The organism is Deltaproteobacteria bacterium, assembly GCA_016235345.1.
In the GTDB taxonomy this organism is placed as follows: domain Bacteria; phylum Desulfobacterota; class Desulfobacteria; order Desulfobacterales; family Desulfatibacillaceae; genus JACRLG01.
Genome location: JACRLG010000024.1, coordinates 58,566 through 77,778, shown reverse-complemented (window position 1 = coordinate 77,778; position 19,213 = coordinate 58,566). Strand labels below are relative to the sequence as shown.

Below are 19,213 nucleotides of genomic sequence, written 5' to 3'. Positions count from 1 at the left end.
TGGCGGCATCACTTGCCCCTGCAATACCGAAATTGCGTTGCCTTTGCGCTTCCAATGCCATATATGGGACTCGCCGGGATCAACGCGCTTCCTCCGTTCCCCTTGAGATTACGGAACCATCGCCATGCAGCACACAAAATCTGCCCTTGCGCTTCTTGCCCTGCTTCTCCTAATCCTTCCGGCGATTGCCTTTTGCGATCAGCTTGAAGACGCAAAGGCCGCCTACGAGAAAAAGGACTATGCAAAGGCGTTGGAGATTTTCCATTCATTGGCAAAAAAGGGTAATGCAGAGGCTCAATCGATACTCGGCACAATGTATGCCAAGGGCCAAGGCGTTCCCCTGGATTATTCAGAGGCTTCAAAATGGTATCGAAAGGCGGCGGAACAAAAAAATTCAACCGCGCAATTAAATCTTGGCCGGATGTACAATAATGGCGACGGCGTGCCTCAAGACTTTTCCGAGGCCGTGAAATGGTACAACATGGCGGCGGAACAAGGAAATCCGAATGCTCAATTTTGCCTTTCCGGGATGTATGAAACCGGTCGGGGCGTATCAAAAAATTCTGTCGAGGCTGCCAAGTGGTGCCACAAGGCCGCCGAACAGGGGCACGGTTTGGCTCAATATAATTTGGGCGTCATGTACGGAGAAGGTATAGGCTTACCCCTAAATATTGTTCAATCGTATATTTGGTCCCTTCGGGCGGTAGAAAGTTTACAAGGGCATGATGAAGACCAAGTCAATGCAATGACGAACGCCAGTCTTGCATTGTCAAAAATGACCTCTGCCCAAATAGACGAGGCCGAACGCTTGGAGTGGGAGTGGAGTCGACTACCCACTAACAGTATCAAAAATGACCCCTAACCAAATAGCCTAACCGGCAAAGACGCTGCGGGAGTGGAAACCAAAGACGCCCGAAGCGCCCTAAAAGAGACGATAAGCCCTAGCGCGGTGGCGGTCAGGGTTGCGCCGTGTCGCGCGGATATCCATAGGATTGAAGCAATTCATTCACCTTGGCCCAGGCCATCAGAACCACGCCGCCGCAAATTTGTTTGCCGGAAGGAGTGCCAACCAGATCGCCCACGATATCCCTGCACCTCGTACCCTTATATTTCGCGCCGATTTCCTCCTGAAACCAGTCGTTTAAGTCCTGAAGCATGGGAAGCAGGTATCTTTCCTCGTTTTCGTCGTCTGCGCCCTTCCCCGCAAAAAGCGAAATAACGCATGCCGCGCTGGTCATTACTCCGCAGGTTTCCTGGAAAAATCCGCAGCCGTCGCCGAGGCCGGACATGGCGCGCACGAGATCGGGATTGTTTCTGCCCAGTTGTTTTAAGGTCAAGTCCATCAGAATCTGGCTGCAATTGTAACCGTTATCGGCCATGTACATCATTCTCTCAAGGATGTCCGTTTCGGTGAGCATTTGGCGTCCTCCCGTTTCTATGCCTGTTTTGGTTCGGGATTGATGGAAAAGGGAAGCGACCCGTTGGGCACGAAGCCTTCCCAGTCGTGCCCGCCGGTCCGGCCCGGAGATGGAACGAGGCCCTTTTTGCGCATGGGGTAAATGTCAGCGCCTGCCGGTCGATGTTGTCGCGGTCGCCCTAGACCATTGTCATGCCCCAGGCAAGATGCCCGTTTACCCGGCCACCACTTCGGGAAGGCCCGCTGCGCCTATGCCTGGGGCCTTGCAGAGGTCGCCGCAGCGAATGTGGATGAGTTTCCGCAAATAGGGCATGGACAGGGGCCTTGTCTGATTCATGTTTACGCCTCCATTTAAAATTTCGGGTCACATTTTAAATGGGGGGTCCGGGCTTGGTCCATGCTTCGTCCGGCAAGTCGTTTTGCCTTGATCTCAAGAATTTCCGTCACACAAGCCTTATTCCCGCTTCCTTGAAAATAGCCTCGCATTCCCCGATACGCTCCCGGCTCATCCACTTTGTCATGATCTCTTCCCTGCCAAGGATGTTTTCCTCGCCGATCTTGAAGTTCTTGTCGTGCCAGAGCGGGTTGTAGGCCAGAAGGGCCGCCTTTTCCACGTTCAGGTCTTTAAGAAAGCCTGCGATGGCCGAAAGATTTTCCTCCGTGTCGGTGATGCCGGGCACCAGGGGGGTGCGCGGAAGAAGCCCGATCCCCCTGCCCTCTTTTATGGAGTGGAGCCAGCGAAAGTTATCGAGGATCCTTTCGTTGGGAATCCCGCAATGCTTCTTGTGGGAATCGGGGGAGATGAACTTGATGTCCATGTAGATGTCGTCCACCCAGGGAAGGATGAGGGTTTCAAAACGCTCCCGTAGAAAGTGGCCGCTGGTTTCCAGAAGCGTGTGAATACCTGCGGCCTTCAGAGCCTTCAACACCCCGGACAAAAATTCCGGGAACAGGGTGGGCTCCCCGCCGGAGAGGGTGACGCCGCCGCCCGACGTATCGAAAAAGGGCTTGTAGCGGATGACGGCGTCCACGATGTCCTCGATCTCCATGAGCTTTCCCACCGGGGCCAGGGCCTTGGAAGGACAGGCCTCGGCGCAGGCCATGCAAAGGGTGCAGCGGGCGCGGTCCACGCGATGGGGCAGGTCGAAGGAGATGGTGCCTTCCGGGCAGGCGTCGACACAGGCCTTGCAGCCGACGCATTCCTTGGGGTCGAAGGAGATTTCGGGCTCCGGCTTCTTGCTTTCGGGGTTGTGGCACCACACGCAGTTTAAGGGGCAGCCCTTGAAAAAGATGACGGACCGTATCCCAGGCCCGTCATCCAGGGTGTGCCCCTTGATGTCCAGTATGAGAGGCTTTTTCGCCATGAGCGTCCTTTCTGAATTAGCAGCCCGTAAAAAACTCGAATCAAACAGGCTGATGAAAAACGATGAAGCGCAAGGAGAGCGAAAAGGCAAGGTGGGAGCGTACCCGCCCAAGAAATCGCATAATTCTTGGGTTAAATCAGGATGTTTGTACGTGACCGAAATTGACTTTGATGCTCTGGCACTGCCGATTCGCGTTTTTCGACAGCCTGTTACAGGCCGTATTCAGCGCGTTCGATCAGCTCCCTCTGGGCGTCTTCGTCCAGTTGGGTGAAAAAGGCGCAGTAGCCGGAAATCCTGACCAGAAGGTTCCGGTAGTTTTCCGGGTGGGCCATGGCGTCCTTCAGCATTTCGGTGGAAACCACGTTCATCTGGATTTGCATCCCGCCCTGCTGGAAAAAGGTCAACGAGTATGCATGGATGTAATCCACCACCTTTTCGTGGGAGTCCTTTAGCCCCGGCACAACCTTTACGTTGAAGGCTATGTTGTTGTCCAGGTTTTTGGATTCAAGGCGCGCCACGTCGTTTAGGTTGTCCAGAAGGTTCGGGGACGCGTTGGGCTCCGGGGTGAGGCCGGGGGTGAAGGGCTTGCCGGAGAGCCGCCCGGATGGAAGGGCTCCCGTGAGCCTGCCGTAGGCCGCGTGGCTGGACATGGACCAGAAGCCGGTGTGATGCCCGCCTCCCCGGTAGTTTTCGCGGCTTGCGTAGGAATCGTGGGCGAAGCCCGCCACCCGGTTTGCCATTGCCACGGCCTCCGGGTCGCCTGACCCGAAAAAGCCCACACGGTTGACGGCCATTTTGCGAAGGGCCTCGTGGCCCTCGAAGTTCCGGTCTATGGCCTCCTTCAATTCCCGAAAGCTCACCTTTTTTTGATCGAACACGAGCTTTTTGATCACCATGAGCGAGTCCGCCACGTCGGCCAGCCCTATGCAGGTGGCTCCGGTGGAATTGATTTTCGCCCCGCCGTTGACCACCGTGCGTCCTTTTTCCACGCAGCCGCGTGTGAGGGCCGACAGGAGGTTCGAGGGCCGGTACTTCTGGTAAACCTTGCCGCAAAGATTGTTGTATTCCACCGACTGATCGATCAAAAAGCCGAACTGGGCCTCGAAGGCCCTGAAAAAGGACTCGAAGTCGGGGAAGGCGTTAGCGCTGATATCACCCGTTTGAGGCCCCAGGTCCCATCCCATTAAGGGATGGTGGCCGTTGTTTAAGGCCATTTCCAGGGCCGCTACGATGGAGATGTTGATGGCCGAGGTGTGGCCGTAGTGGCGTCCGCTCATGGTGGGCTCCACGCAGCCGGTGGCGGCCCAGTCCCTGATGTCCCGGATGTCGTAGCCGTGTTGGGAAAGCGCCCCGATCATGGCGCTGTCGTTGTGAATGGCGGGTGTGGCCCCTGTGATGTAGTTGACGTCATTGGCCCTGCGCAAAAATTCGGCGCTGTTCTTTTCCTGCGAGTAGCGCACGTTAACGTTGGGGTCGTCCAGGCCCAGAAGCTCGGTGACCTTCAAAATCACGTAACTCATGTCATTGACCGCGTCCTCGCCGTCGGGGGTGACGCCGCCCACGGTGACGGTCTGGCTGGGGGGGCTTCCGCCGAAGATGTGGTTGGCAAGGTCCGGGTTCAAGGTCGTGTGGTCCTTGGTCTTGAGAAAGAGGCAGCCCAGGAGTTCCACCGCCTTTTTGACATAGTCCCTCCGTGCGGCGGGGCTTGGGATAAGCTCCATGTCGGCGGCAAAATATGGTTGAAGGAGCTGGTCCAGGCGTCCGTAGCCCATGCCGTCGTTGGAGTTTTCCATGTTCAGGGCGATTTTTACTATCCACACCGCCTGCACCGCCTCGAAGAGGGTCCGGGCCGGGCGCTCCGGCGCGTGGGACAGGGCCTTGGCAATCCTGTCCAGTTCCTCCCGGCGCGCGTGGTCTTTGCAAAGGGCCGCCTGGTTCCGGGCCTCCGAAGCCACGTTCCGGGCGCAGGCGTTAACGCCCTGAAGGCTGATCATCATGGCCCGAAGCGTGTCAATCTTCTTCCGGTCCGCCTCCTTGTCCCGCAAAAGCTCGTCCTCCATCTTAGAGATGAGGCCCGATGTTCCAAGGGTGAGGATGGATTCGAAATCCGGTATGGTTTCGCTGGCTCCTATGGTTTTCCAGATAAGGAAGGCCGCCATGTGCTCGTCGATTCTCTGGCACAGGGGGCTAGCGTACTCGTCGCGCACCCATTCCCTTATGTTCCGGCGGCTCCAGAAGGGAAAGATGTCGTAATGAAGCTCGTTGATGGTTTCGTCGTCCACCTCGTAGGGAACCAGTTCCCGGTCCCGGCAGGAAAAAAGCTCGCCCCAGATGGTGGTGCCTGAGGCGTCGGGATAGATCAGGGGGCTTATGAAGGAGGTGCCGCTTGTGCCTCCCAGAAGGTCGTTCTCCCACACTATGGGCTTCTTGTTGCTCAGAAGGTGCTGAAGCGCCAAAGCCTGCCTGAGCTCCGGGTTCCAGGGCCGTCCCTCGCGGTCGGTCTCGAAGCCGTTTTCCCGGTGCCACTCGGTGAGAAGCCTTGGCCGCTCGGCGCAGATTTTCGGCCTTACGGTGAAAATTTTGGAATGGATGTCGCCAAGCCTGGGAAAGTCCTCCAGCCCCCATTCGGGGAGAAAGGGATCTTCCAGGTATTTCAAGCCCTTATCCACGGAGCGGGCCGATATCCGGGAATTCCGCCGCTGGCTTTTCTCCTCCCGCCGCCCCAAAGATAGGGGTTTGGCCTCACCAAGAAGGCGCTTCCGATTTTCGGCGATCCGCTTGTCCACCTCTTCCTGCTGCTTTTTCCCCAAGAGGAGGTTTAAGTAGAAATTGAACAGGTTCGTGAGGGCAAGGTTGCCCTCGGTGTTCATGCGGTTTTCCACCAGCATGATCATGGCCTCGTCCGGGGTGGCCCGAAGCATTTCCAAAACGTGCTCCGGCGTCCGGAAAACCAGGCTGGTGTCGGTTTTTTCCGGCATTCCCCAAATGGCCCTCACCCTGCCGTTCTCAAAGACCAGGGTTTGTTTCACCTGGTTGTCGCGGGAGCGTATTCCCACGGAAAAATCGAGATACCTGTCGAATTTGAGCTTTCCGGGCTTCCCCTTTCCGTTGGCCGTAAGCCATTGGCGAAGGTCGGGCCTGAGATTGAACGCGTGGGCGAAAAGTTGCAAAAGCCCGTAAACCAGGGCGTTTATGCCACGGGCCTTCACGCTTTTTTCCGGGATGCTGCGGCTGAAGGAGAAAAACCCACGACTGTCGAGGGCAGCACCCCTGCCCGGGCCGGACAGCCTTTCCAGTCGCTGCAAAATCATCGGACCCGCCGAAAAGTTTCCGGTCATTCCTTCCAGGAGGTTCTTTAACATGATGGGCCTTCCTTCATTTTTTTGGCTGGTGGCTCAAAAGGGCGGAATCTATGATTTCCCCGGCCATTTTCATCAAAACCTCGCGCGGCTTCTCCACCATGTCGAAGAGAAGGCCGCTGTTGTGGAGGGAGATTATCCCGTGAAGCTCGCTGATCACCTTGACGATCAGATAATGCGGGTCGGCCACGTTCAGGGTGGCGTCCGCCGTTATGTGCTCCTTCAATACCTCCGCCGCAAGGTTCATTGCGCCAAGCGCGATGCGGGTCTCCTCCCCGGCCAGATCTTCCTGGGGGGTTCCGGCGTAGTCGCGGGTTATTCTCCTTGGCCGGCTGAACATGAGGTCGTAGATGTGGGCGTTTCGGGTTCCGAACCCGATAAAGGCCATCACCAGGGCCCTCAGCCGGTCGCCCGGAGGACCGGAATTTTCGGCGGCGCTCGTGAGTTCGGCCAGAAGGCCCTGGAAGAGCTTCCGGTTAAGGGAGATCAGAAGCTCGTCCCTGCCCGGAAAATAGTTATAGAGATTGGGGCCGGTCATGCGCAGGCGGCTTCCGAGGGCCGCCATGGTGAGGTTTTCCACGCCGTTTTTTTCTATGATTTCGATGGCGCAGTCGATGATCCGGTTTTTGACCTCCCCGATTTCGACCTTGCTTCGCGTTGTTCTCGCCATGTGAGCCTGCCGGATTTGAAATGAATGATCTGACCTCATTAAATTAATTAGTTTAAATTTAATGACATTAAATTTAAACTAATTAAATTTAATGTCAAGGATTTTTTTGCGACCCGTCAAAAATCGCCGCCACGCTCAGAACAAAAGGCAGGCCTGCGAACAAGCCGGTTGCCTTTGCGCTCTCCATGCCCTATAAGGGAACCATCCTGATAAACCTTATCCGATTTTTCCGGCAAACGGAGCGACACCATGAAACGGATTAAACCCGGCCTTGCTATTCTTGCCCTGCTTCTCTCGATCCTCCCGGCGGCTGCCCTTGCAGATCAGTTGGAAGAGGCCCGGGCCGCTTATGAAAATAATGATTATGCAAAAGCGTTCGAGATTCTTCTTCCTCTTGCAGAAAAGGGCGATGATGAGGCCCGGACGAGAATCGGCGTAATGTTCGCCACCGGCAAGGGTGTGGCTCAGGATTATGTCCAGGCAATGAAATGGTACCGCCTGGCCGCTGACAAGTTCTTCCTGAAAGCGATAGATCGAGTGCCGGCCAAAATCAGAAACAGGACCAGTATTCGTCCGTGACTACCAGCTCAAGAACAGAGGCTTCCATGAAGTGGTTCATATTATTAATGATGTTCTTCTTGCAGGCATGTACGGCGACAGTGCACATTGTGAATGTTTCGCCCATCCACAGAGAGGGCGCCTACGGTGTATTCCTGGTGGAGACACAAGAAGACCTCTCCACTTTTGAAGACGGTTTTCACGCCTACAAGGTATCTGTATTTTATCGAATTGGCAGCTCCGCCAATGGGGTTTACGACATTTTTTCTGCAGATCAGTTCCCGTTTGTGGCTACCAGAATCGACTATGCCGATAAAGAAAGAAGGCGGAATGTATCTAAATGGCGGATCCCCCTAAAACATGAGATCGGGATATCGGGACGGACTTATTCTTACGATATTAGCAAACAAGCTGCAGAACTAATAATAGTGCTCTATGGTGCGACAATGGGCGGAGGACATGTTGTGTCTGAGCCGCACAGCGTTAAGATAGAGGCAGTCAAATGACATGACCTAAGCGATGTAATCGCCACGCTCGGCGGGCAACTTGGGTCAGAAGCTGGAGCGATAAATATTGGGATAGACTATAACCACTTTGCCGCTGGCAAGTTCTTCCTGAAAGCGATAGATTGAGTGCCGACCAAAATCAGAAATAGGACCAGTATTCGTTCGTGACTACCAGCTTAAGAACAGAGGATTCCATGAAGTGGCTCACATTATTAATGATGTTCTTCAATTTGCACGCATGTACGGCAACAGTGCACATTGTGAATGTGTCGCCCATCCACAGAGAGGGTGCCTACGGTGTATTCCTGGTGGAGACACAAGAAGACCTCTCCACTTTTGAAGACGGTTTTCACGCCTACAAGGTGCATCTGTGTTATCGAATTGGCAGCGCCCCTGATTGGGTTGACTTTTCATCTATCGATCAGTTCCCGTTTACGGCTACCAGAATCGACTATGCCGATAAAGAAAGAAGGCGGAATGTATCTAAATGGATGATCCCCCTCAAAGATGAGATTAATATATCAATGGGACGGACCGATTCTTACGATATTAGCAAACAAGCTGCAATGCTAACAATGGTATTCTATGGTGCGGTGGTGCCTGGAGGACATGTTGTGTCTGAGCCGCACAGCGTTAAGATAGAGGCAGTCAAATGACACGGTGGCGCAGGATATGACTATCCCCCAACGACTGTACCATTCGAAATGTTAGGATCGTCCATTAAAATGGGTAAAGGTTGAGTTTTCTGTGTCGTTTATGTACAAGCCATCCACCCGCCCGGAAGACAGGGCAACGTTGGGGAGCGACGCTGCGGGTTTCGTCACCCATTAAGGCTACGACCAAAATGGCCGAAACCCGCCAAATCCTCCTATTCATCACATCTCCCATGCACCCTTTGCCTCGGCCACCATTTTTTTCACTTTTTCCGGGTCCTTTTTGAACCTGATGGGCCGCCCCGCCCCGTCCACGGCGTTGGTCAGGGTGCAGGAATCCACACCCGCCGGGCGCACCGCCAAAATCCCCTCCCGCACGTTTTCGGGTCCTATTCCGCCCGCCAGAATCACCGGAATGGGGGATGCCTTCACGAGCCTTGCCGCCACGTCCCAGTCGCAGGTTTTTCCGGTGATGCCTATAAATCCGCCAACGGGCTCGCCCTCGTCCCCCCCAAGCCAGGTGTCGGTGAGAAAATAATCGGAATCTGCGGCGAATTTTTCCGCGATTTCAAGGCTCGGAATCCTGCCCCCCTGCCCCGTGAGGGCAATGGGGATGGAGCGCATGATCTTGACTTCCGGAAAACGGTCCCTCACCGATTTTTGAAGCGCCAGAAAGGGCGCGGGATCGAGGGGCCGGCCAAGGCGATCAACCAGGTCGTCGCAAAAGTGGATTATGTGGGGCCGCAAGATTTCAACAGCCCGGCAAACGGCATTCAAATCGGTGAAAAGGGGGATCACGCAAGACACCCTGCCCGACTCCCGCGCAACTTCCACGGCCCTTCGGATTTCCGGGTCGTTTGCGGATTCCGGGGTCAGAAGCACGGTGCCCAGGTGATCCACCCCAAGGCCCGCCGCAAGCCTCGCTTCTTCGGGGGACTCTATCTCGTAAATCTGAACTGTCATCCCGCTCATTTCGCTCAATCCCGCCTTTCGCATTGATTTTTTCCGCCGTGTACCATAATCATTAGTTTTCGCCAACAAGGCTTTCACCTTAAAACACCGGCAGGCGACACATGATAATCATCATCGATTTCGGTTCCCAGTACAACCAGCTCATAGCGCGAAGGGTGCGCGAACATAAGGTGTTCTGCCGCATCGAGCCGCCAACCATTCCCCTTGACCGCATAGCGGAGCTCAAACCCGAAGGCATAATCCTTTCGGGCGGCCCGGCCTCCATCTACGAAAGGGGAGCCCCAAGTGCGATCCGGGCATTCTTGACCTTGGCGTGCCGGTCCTTGGAATCTGCTACGGAATGCAGTTTCTCACCCAGGCCTTAGGCGGATCCGTGGAGCGCGCGGACAAGCGCGAATACGGCCCGGCTGAGCTTGAAGTACTTGAAAACAGCGGAATTTTCGCCGGGGCCAGCCCCAAGACACCCTGCTGGATGAGCCACGGGGATTCCATAACAAGGCTCGCCCCCGGTTTTCGGGTTACGGCAAAAACCGCCAACACGCCCTTTGCCGCAGCCGCCAACGACGAGCGAAGGCTCTACGGCTTCCAGTTCCACCCGGAAGTCACCCACACCCCGGAGGGAAGCCTGATGCTGAAAAACTTCCTCTATTCGGTGTGCGGGTGCAAAAAAAGCTGGACCACCAAGAGCTTCATAAAGGACGCGGTGGATGAAATCCGCGAAACCGTGGGGGACGGCAAGGTGATCCTTGGCCTTTCGGGCGGCGTGGATTCCTCAGTGGCCGCAGTCCTCATCCACAGGGCCATCGGAAAAAACCTTTATCCCATATTCGTGGACAACGGCCTTCTGCGCCATAACGAGGCGGAAAGGCTTATCGTGGTCTTCAAGGAGAACCTTCACGTTCCGGTCAGAATGGTCAAGGCCGGCAGGCGCTTTTTATCGGAATTGAAGGACGTTTCCGATCCGGAAAAAAAGCGCAAGATCATAGGCCGCGTTTTCATGGAGGTTTTCGAGGCCGAGGCGAAAAAAATAAAAGGCGCGAAATTCCTTGCCCAGGGCACCCTCTACCCGGACGTGATTGAGTCGGTCTCGGCCTTCGGCGGCCCCACCGCCGTAATCAAGAGCCACCACAATGTGGGCGGGCTTCCCAAGAAGATGAAGCTCTCCCTGGTGGAGCCTCTGCGTTTTCTTTTCAAGGATGAGGTGAGGGCCGTGGGCGCGGAGCTTGGGCTTCCCGACGACATGGTGTGGCGTCAGCCCTTTCCCGGGCCGGGGCTCGCCATCCGCATAATTGGCCCGGTCACCGCGAAGCGGGCCGAACTTCTTCGCAAGGTGGACGCGCTTTTGAACGAGGAGATCAAGGCCCACGGGTTCTACCGCAAGCTCTGGCAGAGCTTCGCCGTGCTACTGCCCATAAAGAGCGTGGGGATAATGGGCGACCTTCGCACCTACGAAAACATCGCCGCAATCAGGGCTGTCACTTCCACCGACGCCATGACCGCCGACTGGGCGAGGCTTCCCCACGATTTTCTTGCGAAAGTCTCGAACCGCATAATAAACGAAATCCGGGGCGTCAACAGGGTGGTTTACGACATAAGCTCCAAGCCGCCGAGCACCATCGAATGGGAATAAAAAGGCTGATAATCTTATTTTTGCTGGCCTGCTCCCTTGCAGTGGGGGCCGCCTTTCCTTTTGGGGCGAGCGCCGCAGATTCTGAGGCTGATGGGCCGGGAGCCCTTTTTTGCAAGGGAAACGTGGGACTGGGGCCCCTGAACCTGGCATCCCAGTCGCCCTTCCAGTCCCTCAGGCTGGTACTCACCCCAAGGCCCCCGGAAATCCTCCCCAGTGGCGATTTCGAGGCCCAGGTCATCGAAACCCTGTCCAACGTGTGGTCGTTCAAAGAAGACAAGTACATGCTGGATTACGAGATGCTGACCTCCCGGCTGGACGTGGCCTACGGCCTCACCGACGGTTTTCTCGTCGAGCTGGCCTTTGAGGACAAGAGGTATTTCGGCGGTATTCTGGACGGGTTCATATCCGATTTTCACGACGTGTTCTCGGTGGATCAGAACAGCCGCGACGTTTACGAGAACGGGGCCACCCAGGTGGTGATCCTGGACAGGGAAAAAAACAAGCTGATATCCTGGAAGGGCAGGAGCGCCGCCTACTCCCAGAGCCTGGCCGTAACCTTGCAGCACAACGTGACCTGCGGCGGACAGTGGCTCCCGGCCCTATCCTGGGCCGTGACCGCCCGGCACACCTTCTGGGACGCCGACGAGATAGATTACGACAGGCCCTTCGACATCGGCGTCTCCCTGGCGGCGGCCAAAAAGTTCGGCGATTTCTACGCTTACGTTGCCCCCGGTTTCGTGTGGTACGGAGCAGACCGGATAGGCGACATCGTCCTCACCAGCACCCAGGCGTCCCTTCTTCTGGGGCTTGAGTGGCATTTTTCGCCCTCGTGGTCGCTGCTTCTTCAGTATCTGGCCATAGAGGGGGCCTGCGAAAACCTTGGGCCTTTTTCCGAAGCCTCCCACGAGGTGAGCCTTGGATTCAAGACCCGGCTTGGCAAGCACTACCTGTTGGAGGCGGGGCTTCTGGAAAACATCATCGTCTACGCCAACAGCCCGGATTTCGGCGTTCACGCGGGGCTTACAAGAAGGTTCTGAAACGGGGAAAAACATTTCTGCGGTCGGAAGGGCCGTCGATTCCAAGGCCTCGAAAATCACCGTTTGAACATGCAAAGGGCGATCCGTTTGGATCGCCCTTTGCTTTAAAAACCTTACGCCAATTTTTTTTGCCACTAGCAGAACCACCACCTTTCCGACTCTGTGGTTGGCACCATTCCGATTCGCCACAGCGTCTGAAGCCCCGCAAAACCCGGCTACGCCATGAGGCCTTCTGCGCCACGGCGAATGGGGGTGGATGCAGCCACCCCGGAACAATCGCAGCATCGCACGCCGCATCTGGAGGAATCACGGGCTTTTCAGCGTTGACGGACCGCCAGGAGACACGCTGGAGCGGCCAACGCTTGCGGGCGTTGGGATCAGCCAACCACCCACACGGCCTTCTCGCGGGCCAGTTGGATGACCTTGTGGCTCACCCGGCCCATGAAGAATTCCTCCACCCGGGAAAGGCCGCGCCTTCCCACCACTATGGTGTCGAATCCGCCGCGAACGGCCTCCTCGAAAATGGCCCCTCCACGGCTTTCCACGTCCGCCCGGACACGACCCGTGATGCTCTCGCGGGTCATGCCCGCCTTGAGGAGCCTTCTGGTGGCCTCCTCAATCACCGAGTCCATTTCGCCCTTTATGCGTTCGATCTCCCGGTCATATACCGCCGCGTAGTCCTCTTCCTCTTTCGTGTGGAAGATCATGGGGTTGCGCCTTACGTGCAGGAGCATCACCTGGGCGTTGGCCCCTGCCAGCACGGCGCCTGCGTATTCAACCGCGTTCATGGCGTTTTCCGAATTGTCCACCGCCATGATCACCTTCCTGTTCGCGGGCGCTCCGCCCACCAGCCACAGGGGGACGCTGGCCAGGCGGCCCAGGAGCTTGTTGGCCACGCTTCCCAGAAGAAGGTCCTTTATCCTGCTGGTTCCGGTGCGCCCCACAACCACTGCGTCGTAGCCTCCCTGGCTTTCAAAGGCGATGTCCCGGGCTATCCCGACCTTTCTTTCCTCGATCTTCACAGAGACCATATTTTCGGGGATGCCCCTGGAAACCGCAGCCGCCCTCGCCCTTTCCATGAAGGAGGACGCCTCCTCCCGGTGCTGGACCGCCCAGGCGTGATAGGCGGAAATCCTGTCGTTGTGACCGGGAAACCTTTCCATGTCCCAGTAAAATTCCGGGATTTTGCCCGCAACGTGGAAGAGCGTAAGCTCCATGCGACCGGGCGGCAGAAGCCCGCCCACGTAACGGGCCGCGTCTTCGGCCTGCTTGGACCCGTCCACCGCCAGAAGAATTTTTACCGTATTTTTTTTCATGTTGTACTCCTTCTATTTCAGGACAATACAAAAAGTTTCATTACGCATTATAAATGAGCATAAAACATGCCAGAGCCCGATGGCCCACGTTCGCCGTCGGCATCCGCCCAGAATAAGGCCGCCTGAAAAACCGGAAGAAAATTTTCCGGCAATACTGTCAGCCTCTTTTACATTCCGTAAAATTGATGCACGAAAGCAGTAATCAAGTTGGCTTGCGGATGGGATCAAAGGCTCTGTACAGTTTTTGCTTGCCATTTCATCAGAGGATTGACAAAGAATTCAGGACCACGTCGTAGACCTTTCATGCGAGGATTGCCCTAAGCCATGCAGCTCAACATCCCGCATAAAAAAATCTTCATCCGCCTCATGATGCTTTGCGCGGCTTCCGCCATTTTGCCCTTGTGCGTCATGGCCATCCTTTTTACCGCCCACCAGGAGCGTTCGGAAAAAAACCTGGCGGAAGCACACCTTCAGGAAATGGCCGCCGAACGCGCGGACGCCGTAACTCTTTTCCTCATGGAGCGAATCAATCTCCTTGCTGTTTTGGCATCCATTTCAACAAGTTCTGACTTGTCATCCCCGGAAATGCTGAAAGACCGCCTGGCCCTTCTCAATCACGGGGAAAAATACTTCACGGACTTGGGCCTTTTGGACGAAAACGCGAACCAATACGCCTATTCCGGCCCGTATGCGCTATCCGGGCATAACTACTCCCAGGCATCCTGGTTCGCCCAGGCCATGTTTCGAGGCAGCCTTTTTTCCGACCTTCTGATGGGGGTCCGCAAGGTCCCTCATTTCATACTGGCCGTGCGCCGGGACGAGGGGAAAACTTCCCACCTGATAAGGGCCACCATGAACCCTGAGGCCCTGGACCGCCTTCTGGCCCCCCTTCGCACAGGCGAGACCGGAGACGCCTTCATCGTGAACTCGGAGGGGCTCTTTCAGACATCGCCCCGCCTTGGCGGAGAACTTATGGCCGATTCCGGCATAAGGCCCCGGAACGTCCCCCCCGGCGTCACATCATCCCAGCGCTTGACCAGGGACGGGCGCACGGTAATTTCGGCCTTCGCCCGGATTCCAGGCCAGGGCTGGCTTCTGGTGGTGGAAAAGGACCCCGGAGAAGGGACTTCCGCGTCCCCGGCCCGGATGAGCATTGCGGTGCTGGTACTTATAATGGCGGGTATGCTGTCCGCCGGGCTCATGGCGTTTTTCATTTACAGGGCGGCGTCAAGCCTTCTAACGATCGAAAAACGCAAGGCGGAGGCCGATGAGCGGGCGGCCCACAGCGCAAGGCTGGGAGCCCTGGGACGGATGGCGGCGGGAATAGCGCATGAGATCAACAATCCCCTTGCGGCCATAGGAAACTCGGCGGGCATTCTGGACGACCTCGCGGACGAGACCTTCACGGAGGATACCCCCAACGCGGACCAGTTCCGGGAACACACCCGAAAGATCATCTCCCTGGTCAACCGGGCGGGCGAAATTACCCGCAGGATGCTTGGCTTCGCCCGGCGCATGGAGCCGAAAATCGACACCATAAACCTAAACGACCTTTTGCGCGAAACGGTGTCCTATCTTGAAAAGGACGCCCTTTACCGCAACATAGAAATCGATTTCAGGCTCGATTCGGACCAACCGAAAATTCAGACCGACAGGGCGCTTGTGCAGCAGGTGTTCCTGACCCTGGTGAACAACGCCATGGACGCGGTTGAGCAGAACGGCCACATCTGGATCGAGAGCCGTTATTCGGGGGGAAATTTCGTGGAGGTTATGGTGGGCGACGACGGCCCCGGAATGGACAAGTACACCCTGGCCCACATCTTCGAGCCTTTTTTCACCACCAAGTCGCCGGGCAAGGGAACGGGCCTTGGGCTTTCCGTGGCCTTCTCAATCGTGGAGGGCCTTGGGGGCAGGCTTTCCGCCGCAAGTCTTCCGGGCGAAGGCGCGCGCTTCACCGTAAGGCTGCCCCTTTCATCCGGCGTTTAGTTCGGAGGAAAGGGCGGCGGACAATTCCGGCCCGCCGCCCACCACGCCTTCAGCCCATGAAAACCACATCTCCGGTGCGTTCGGTGTGATAGCCGCCAAGCTCCGTCACCCGTTTTTTGAAGCCGGGGTCCCGTATAACGTCCATCATTGCGGCAATCTTTTCCGTCTCCCAAAAAGCCGCCGGAATCACAAGGTCGTACTGTTCGGTTATAACCGGCACGAAATCGCAGTTAAGGGCCTTGGCGGCTGAGAATATCCCCATGCCGCAATCAACCTCGCCGCTTGAAACCGCTGCGGCCACCGCCATGTGGGTGCTTTCCTCCACCGGGTAGCCGTAGATTTCGGACGGGTCCACGCCTTCCTTTTCCAGCCTGTAATCCAGAAGAACACGGGTGCCGCTTCCGGCCTGCCGGTTGATGAAACGCACGCCTTCACGGGCAAGGTCTTTCACCGACTGGATGCCCAGGGGGTTGCCCTTGGCCACTATGAGGCCCTGGTCACGGCCAACAAGGTGCACCAGATGGACGGGAATTCCGGCAAGAATTTTTTTGATGTAGGCATAGTTGTACGAGCCGTCCACAGGGTCCAGGAGATGGGTTCCGGCCACGTGGCAGCCGCCGTTTTTCACGGCCAGAAGTCCGCCCGTGGAGCCCACGTGGGCCGAGGAAAAATTGACGTACGGATACTTTTCCCTTATGGCGTCGGCCAGGACGTCCAAGGTGTTGTCGTGGCTTCCCACCGTAACTATGGTGTTTGAAAGTGCCTCCTCGGAAACCAGAAGCTCCACCGGCACGGGCTTTCCGGCAGGCACGCCCTCGGAATCGCCGTCTATCCTAAGTATCCCGTCAGCGCGGGTTAAGGTGGTTATGCTCCCCGCTCCCCTGGCAAGAGCCGTTGCCACAACCCGATCCCCCACCCTGCCCAGCTTCACCCGCAAAAGCTCGGTAAGGCCCAGTTTGGATGGGATTTTCCGGGAGGGCTCCGCCATGACCACGGGCCTTTTGGGCAGGGGCGTTCCCTGGAAGGCGCACAGAAGGGGCCGTATGAATTCCTCGAAGACCACAACCGCGCTCACCGGGTAGCCCGGAACTCCGGCCACGGGCGTATGCCCGGCAATCCCCAGCACTGCGGGTTTTCCCGGCATGATGGTTACTCCGTGGACCATCACCTCGCCCAGAGCCGCTATCACGTTGGCGGTGTGGTCCTCGCTTCCGGCTGAGGAGCCCGCAAGTACGAGAACAAGATCGAAGCCGTCGGCCACGGCCTTTTCCACGGCGTCCCTTATGACGGAAAAATCGTCCTCCAGTATGGGCCTTCGCGTGAAGGTTCCGCCTGCGTCCTCCACCAGCTTTCCCAGAACCCAGGAATTGGTTTCGATCACCCTGCCGGGGGCGAGGCCGTTTTCCTCGGCGTCCTTAAGATCGACAAGCTCGTTGCCGGTGGGAAGTATGCACACGCATGGGCGTTTTCGCACCTTTACTGAAAAAACCCCGCCTGTTAAAAGCGCGCCCAGGCAGACCGGGCTGATCAAATGGTTTCGGGGAAAGAGCATCTCGGTGGAGACCATGTCTTCGCCCACCTTGCGTACGTTCTGCCAGGGAAAGGCGGCGGCCCTGATCTCGATGGTGGTGTCGTTTTTGACGTCCACGTTTTCGATCATGATCACGGCGTCAGTGCCTGGAGGCAGGCGGTTTCCTGTGTTCACGAAATGGAAGCCCGCGCCCTCCACCAGTCCCATGGGGCTTGTTTCGCTTGCCCCGAAGGTGGCCTCCGCGTGCACTGCCACGCCGTCCATTGCGGCAAGGGGCGTTGAGGGCGACGAAAGCCGGGCAAAGGCGGGCTCCGCAAGCACGCGGCCCACGGCATTGACGGAGGCGATTTCCTCGGCCCCGCGAAAAAGCCCGTCCCTGAAGCGTTCGAGCCAGACCCTCCTGGCCTCGGTGGGGTCCTTCATTTTAAGGTACACGTGGCGCGTCTTCATCAGGCTTACTCCATCAAAGAGACGTTGACTGTTGTTCCCGCCTGGATTCCCTCGTCGTCCTTTTCTATGCGCATAAGGCCGTCGGCCTTTGTCATGGTGCGGATTTCACCGGATTTTCCGAAAATGGGTAAGGCCGTAAGCTCCCCGCCCTCCCCTTCGGAAAGCCTCACCCGCACGAAATCCGTGCGGCCCGAAACAGACGGCGCGTTTAGCGCAAGGCGGGCCTGGACCGGAAATTTCCCGCCCGCCTTTTCCGCAAGCCCGGACAGGCTTTCGATGAACGGGCGCACCAGGACGTCGAAAACCACCATGGCCGAAACCACGTGGCCCGGAAGGCCCCAGGCGGCCTTTTGCCCCACGCGGGCAAGTATGGTGGGCTTTCCGGGGCTGATGGAGACCCCGTGCACAAGAATTTCCGCGCCGGGAAAACGCAGAATGGTGTCAACCGTAAAATCCCGCGCCCCCACCGAGCTACCCCCTGAAATGAGAACCATGTCGCATTCGCCGAGCGCCTTTTCCATCACCCCGAAAAGCGCGTCACCGTCGTCCGGCAATATTCCGTAGGTTTTCGGTTTCGCGTGCGCTGCCCTTATCTGGCCGGACAGGGCGTGTGTGTTCATATCCCTTATCTGTCCGGGGCCGGGAGTTTCGTTGGCCGCGACGATCTCATCGCCCGTCGAGATTATCCCGATCACCGGCATCTTGAAAACCGGAACGGAAACCTGCCCAATGGCGGCCAGAACCGCAAGTTCCTGGGGCCGGAGCCTCGTTCCAATACTTACCGCCACTTCCCCGGCCTTCACGTCGTCGCCAGCAAATATGACGCTGGTTCCGGGCGCGATGCTTCGAAAAACCTCGATGAACTCGGCGTCAACGGCTTCTGCGTGTTCCAGCATAACTGCGGCGTCCGCCCCTTCCGGCAGGCAGCCGCCCGTGGGAATCCGCGCAACTTCCCCACGCGCCAGCGAAAAGCCCGGAACCTCGGCCATCATAACTTCGCCCGCGATTTTCAGAAGGGACGGGTTGGTCTCGGTGGCCCCGAAGGTGGAGGCGGCGGCAACGGCCCAGCCGTCAACGGTGGTGCGGGAAAAAGGAGGGATGTTCTCGGCGCTTGTGGCGTCAACTGCCAGAACCCGGCCCAGGGCGTCTTCAAGCGGAACGGTCTCGATTCCCGCCACGCCGAAGCCGTCTCCAAGTTTGAGCACATCTTCTATGTCAACAACCCGGAAGAAATCCTTCACTCCTCGCCCTCCCCGAAGCCTTCAAACAGAAGCGCCGGAAGCATCAGCCTCCGGCGCTTCTGAAACAATGATAGTTACATCATTGCTTCAGACCTTCATACGACCTTGTAAGTTTGGTTACCAGTGTTCTCGGTATGTTGGTCCAGCCGAGCAACCGTATCCTTGAGACTTGCCAATTCATCCTCAATAGATTCAACTTTATTCTCTAAGGTAGTAACCTTCGAGATGAGTCTGTTGAATCGATGGGTTTCAAAGCCCTTTTCTTTGGATTCCAAGCTTGAAACGCGCTTTTCTAAAACGGCAAGCTGGCTTTGTTGTGCAACTTGTTCGTTGTGTGGTATCTGGTTTAAGGGTGGCGATGGCAGGCTTTGAGCTTTTTTGATCACACCTAGTATCAAAGCCAGCAACCCAGTGGCCGCATTCCAGAGTTTCGGCTCTTCCATAGTATCCTTTCCTCTCTCTCGCGATTGCTGCGAGTCTGAAAAGCCAGTACTGGAGCCCACAACAATTTGGAATCACAGAC

General features: G+C 56.9%; 16 protein-coding genes and 1 pseudogene. 7 read left to right on the top strand and 10 right to left on the bottom strand.

All coding sequences use genetic code 11. The features are described from left to right. Positions 1-124 precede the first annotated feature (124 nt). On the top strand, positions 125-862 hold the full coding sequence (locus HZB23_12340) for an SEL1-like repeat protein (GenBank protein ID MBI5845443.1): 738 nt from the start codon (positions 125-127) through the stop codon (positions 860-862). Positions 863-956: 94 nt separating this feature from the next. On the opposite strand, the gene HZB23_12335 is transcribed toward HZB23_12340, so the two are convergent. The 5 genes from HZB23_12335 to HZB23_12315 all read right to left on the bottom strand — a co-directional run bounded on the left by HZB23_12335 (position 957) and on the right by HZB23_12315 (position 6,810). Next, entirely contained in the window at positions 957-1,418 is a 462-nt protein-coding gene (locus HZB23_12335; GenBank protein MBI5845442.1) for a C_GCAxxG_C_C family protein, read from the bottom strand. Positions 1,419-1,435: 17 nt separating this feature from the next. Next, positions 1,436-1,552 (bottom strand): penicillin acylase family protein, encoded by a 117-nt coding sequence (locus HZB23_12330; protein ID MBI5845441.1) that lies wholly within the window; start codon positions 1,550-1,552, stop codon positions 1,436-1,438. Between the two features lie 308 nt (positions 1,553-1,860). Next, the gene (locus HZB23_12325) at positions 1,861-2,781 is read right to left on the bottom strand and encodes a glycyl-radical enzyme activating protein (protein MBI5845440.1); all 921 of its coding nucleotides are present in this window, start codon (positions 2,779-2,781) and stop codon (positions 1,861-1,863) included. A gap of 209 nt (positions 2,782-2,990) precedes the next feature. Then, on the bottom strand, positions 2,991-6,092 hold the full coding sequence (locus tag HZB23_12320) for a formate acetyltransferase (GenBank protein MBI5845439.1): 3,102 nt from the start codon (positions 6,090-6,092) through the stop codon (positions 2,991-2,993). 64 nt (positions 6,093-6,156) lie between these two features. Continuing rightward, the gene (locus tag HZB23_12315; protein ID MBI5845438.1) at positions 6,157-6,810 is read right to left on the bottom strand and encodes a TetR/AcrR family transcriptional regulator; all 654 of its coding nucleotides are present in this window, start codon (positions 6,808-6,810) and stop codon (positions 6,157-6,159) included. A 249-nt stretch (positions 6,811-7,059) separates the two neighbouring features. On the opposite strand from HZB23_12315, the gene HZB23_12310 reads away from it, so the two are divergent. From HZB23_12310 to HZB23_12300, 3 genes are all read left to right on the top strand, one after another. Then, complete coding sequence (locus tag HZB23_12310) at positions 7,060-7,389, top strand: sel1 repeat family protein (GenBank protein MBI5845437.1); 330 nt, start codon at positions 7,060-7,062, stop codon at positions 7,387-7,389. A 26-nt stretch (positions 7,390-7,415) separates the two neighbouring features. Next, on the top strand, positions 7,416-7,874 hold the full coding sequence (locus HZB23_12305; GenBank protein MBI5845436.1) for a hypothetical protein: 459 nt from the start codon (positions 7,416-7,418) through the stop codon (positions 7,872-7,874). Positions 7,875-8,068: 194 nt separating this feature from the next. Beyond that, positions 8,069-8,530 carry a hypothetical protein gene (locus HZB23_12300; GenBank protein ID MBI5845435.1) on the top strand — a complete coding sequence of 154 codons (462 nt, stop codon included), beginning with the start codon at positions 8,069-8,071 and terminating at the stop codon, positions 8,528-8,530. A gap of 219 nt (positions 8,531-8,749) precedes the next feature. Here HZB23_12300 and HZB23_12295 read toward each other — a convergent pair whose 3' ends face one another. Further along, entirely contained in the window at positions 8,750-9,499 is a 750-nt protein-coding gene (locus tag HZB23_12295; protein MBI5845434.1) for a hypothetical protein, read from the bottom strand. Between the two features lie 101 nt (positions 9,500-9,600). Here HZB23_12295 and guaA point away from each other — a divergent pair. Beyond that, a pseudogene (gene guaA, locus HZB23_12290) lies at positions 9,601-11,129 on the top strand (glutamine-hydrolyzing GMP synthase). Then, positions 11,120-12,166 (top strand): DUF3187 family protein, encoded by a 1,047-nt coding sequence (locus tag HZB23_12285; protein ID MBI5845433.1) that lies wholly within the window; start codon positions 11,120-11,122, stop codon positions 12,164-12,166. Before guaA ends, HZB23_12285 begins: the two are co-directional and overlap by 10 nt. A 377-nt stretch (positions 12,167-12,543) precedes the next feature. Here HZB23_12285 and HZB23_12280 read toward each other — a convergent pair whose 3' ends face one another. After that, the gene (locus HZB23_12280; GenBank protein ID MBI5845432.1) at positions 12,544-13,482 is read right to left on the bottom strand and encodes a universal stress protein; all 939 of its coding nucleotides are present in this window, start codon (positions 13,480-13,482) and stop codon (positions 12,544-12,546) included. Between the two features lie 324 nt (positions 13,483-13,806). Here HZB23_12280 and HZB23_12275 point away from each other — a divergent pair, with 324 nt between their 5' ends. Further along, positions 13,807-15,468 (top strand): hypothetical protein, encoded by a 1,662-nt coding sequence (locus HZB23_12275; protein ID MBI5845431.1) that lies wholly within the window; start codon positions 13,807-13,809, stop codon positions 15,466-15,468. Positions 15,469-15,517: 49 nt separating this feature from the next. Here the strand turns inward: HZB23_12275 and HZB23_12270 are convergent, their stop codons facing one another. The 3 genes from HZB23_12270 to HZB23_12260 all read right to left on the bottom strand — a co-directional run bounded on the left by HZB23_12270 (position 15,518) and on the right by HZB23_12260 (position 19,133). Continuing rightward, positions 15,518-17,449 (bottom strand): molybdopterin biosynthesis protein, encoded by a 1,932-nt coding sequence (locus tag HZB23_12270; protein ID MBI5845430.1) that lies wholly within the window; start codon positions 17,447-17,449, stop codon positions 15,518-15,520. Positions 17,450-17,454: 5 nt separating this feature from the next. Next, complete coding sequence (locus tag HZB23_12265; protein MBI5845429.1) at positions 17,455-18,690, bottom strand: molybdopterin molybdotransferase MoeA; 1,236 nt, start codon at positions 18,688-18,690, stop codon at positions 17,455-17,457. 95 nt (positions 18,691-18,785) lie between these two features. Further along, a complete protein-coding gene (locus tag HZB23_12260; GenBank protein ID MBI5845428.1) occupies positions 18,786-19,133 on the bottom strand; it encodes a hypothetical protein in 348 nt (115 codons plus the stop codon). Positions 19,134-19,213 lie beyond the last annotated feature (80 nt).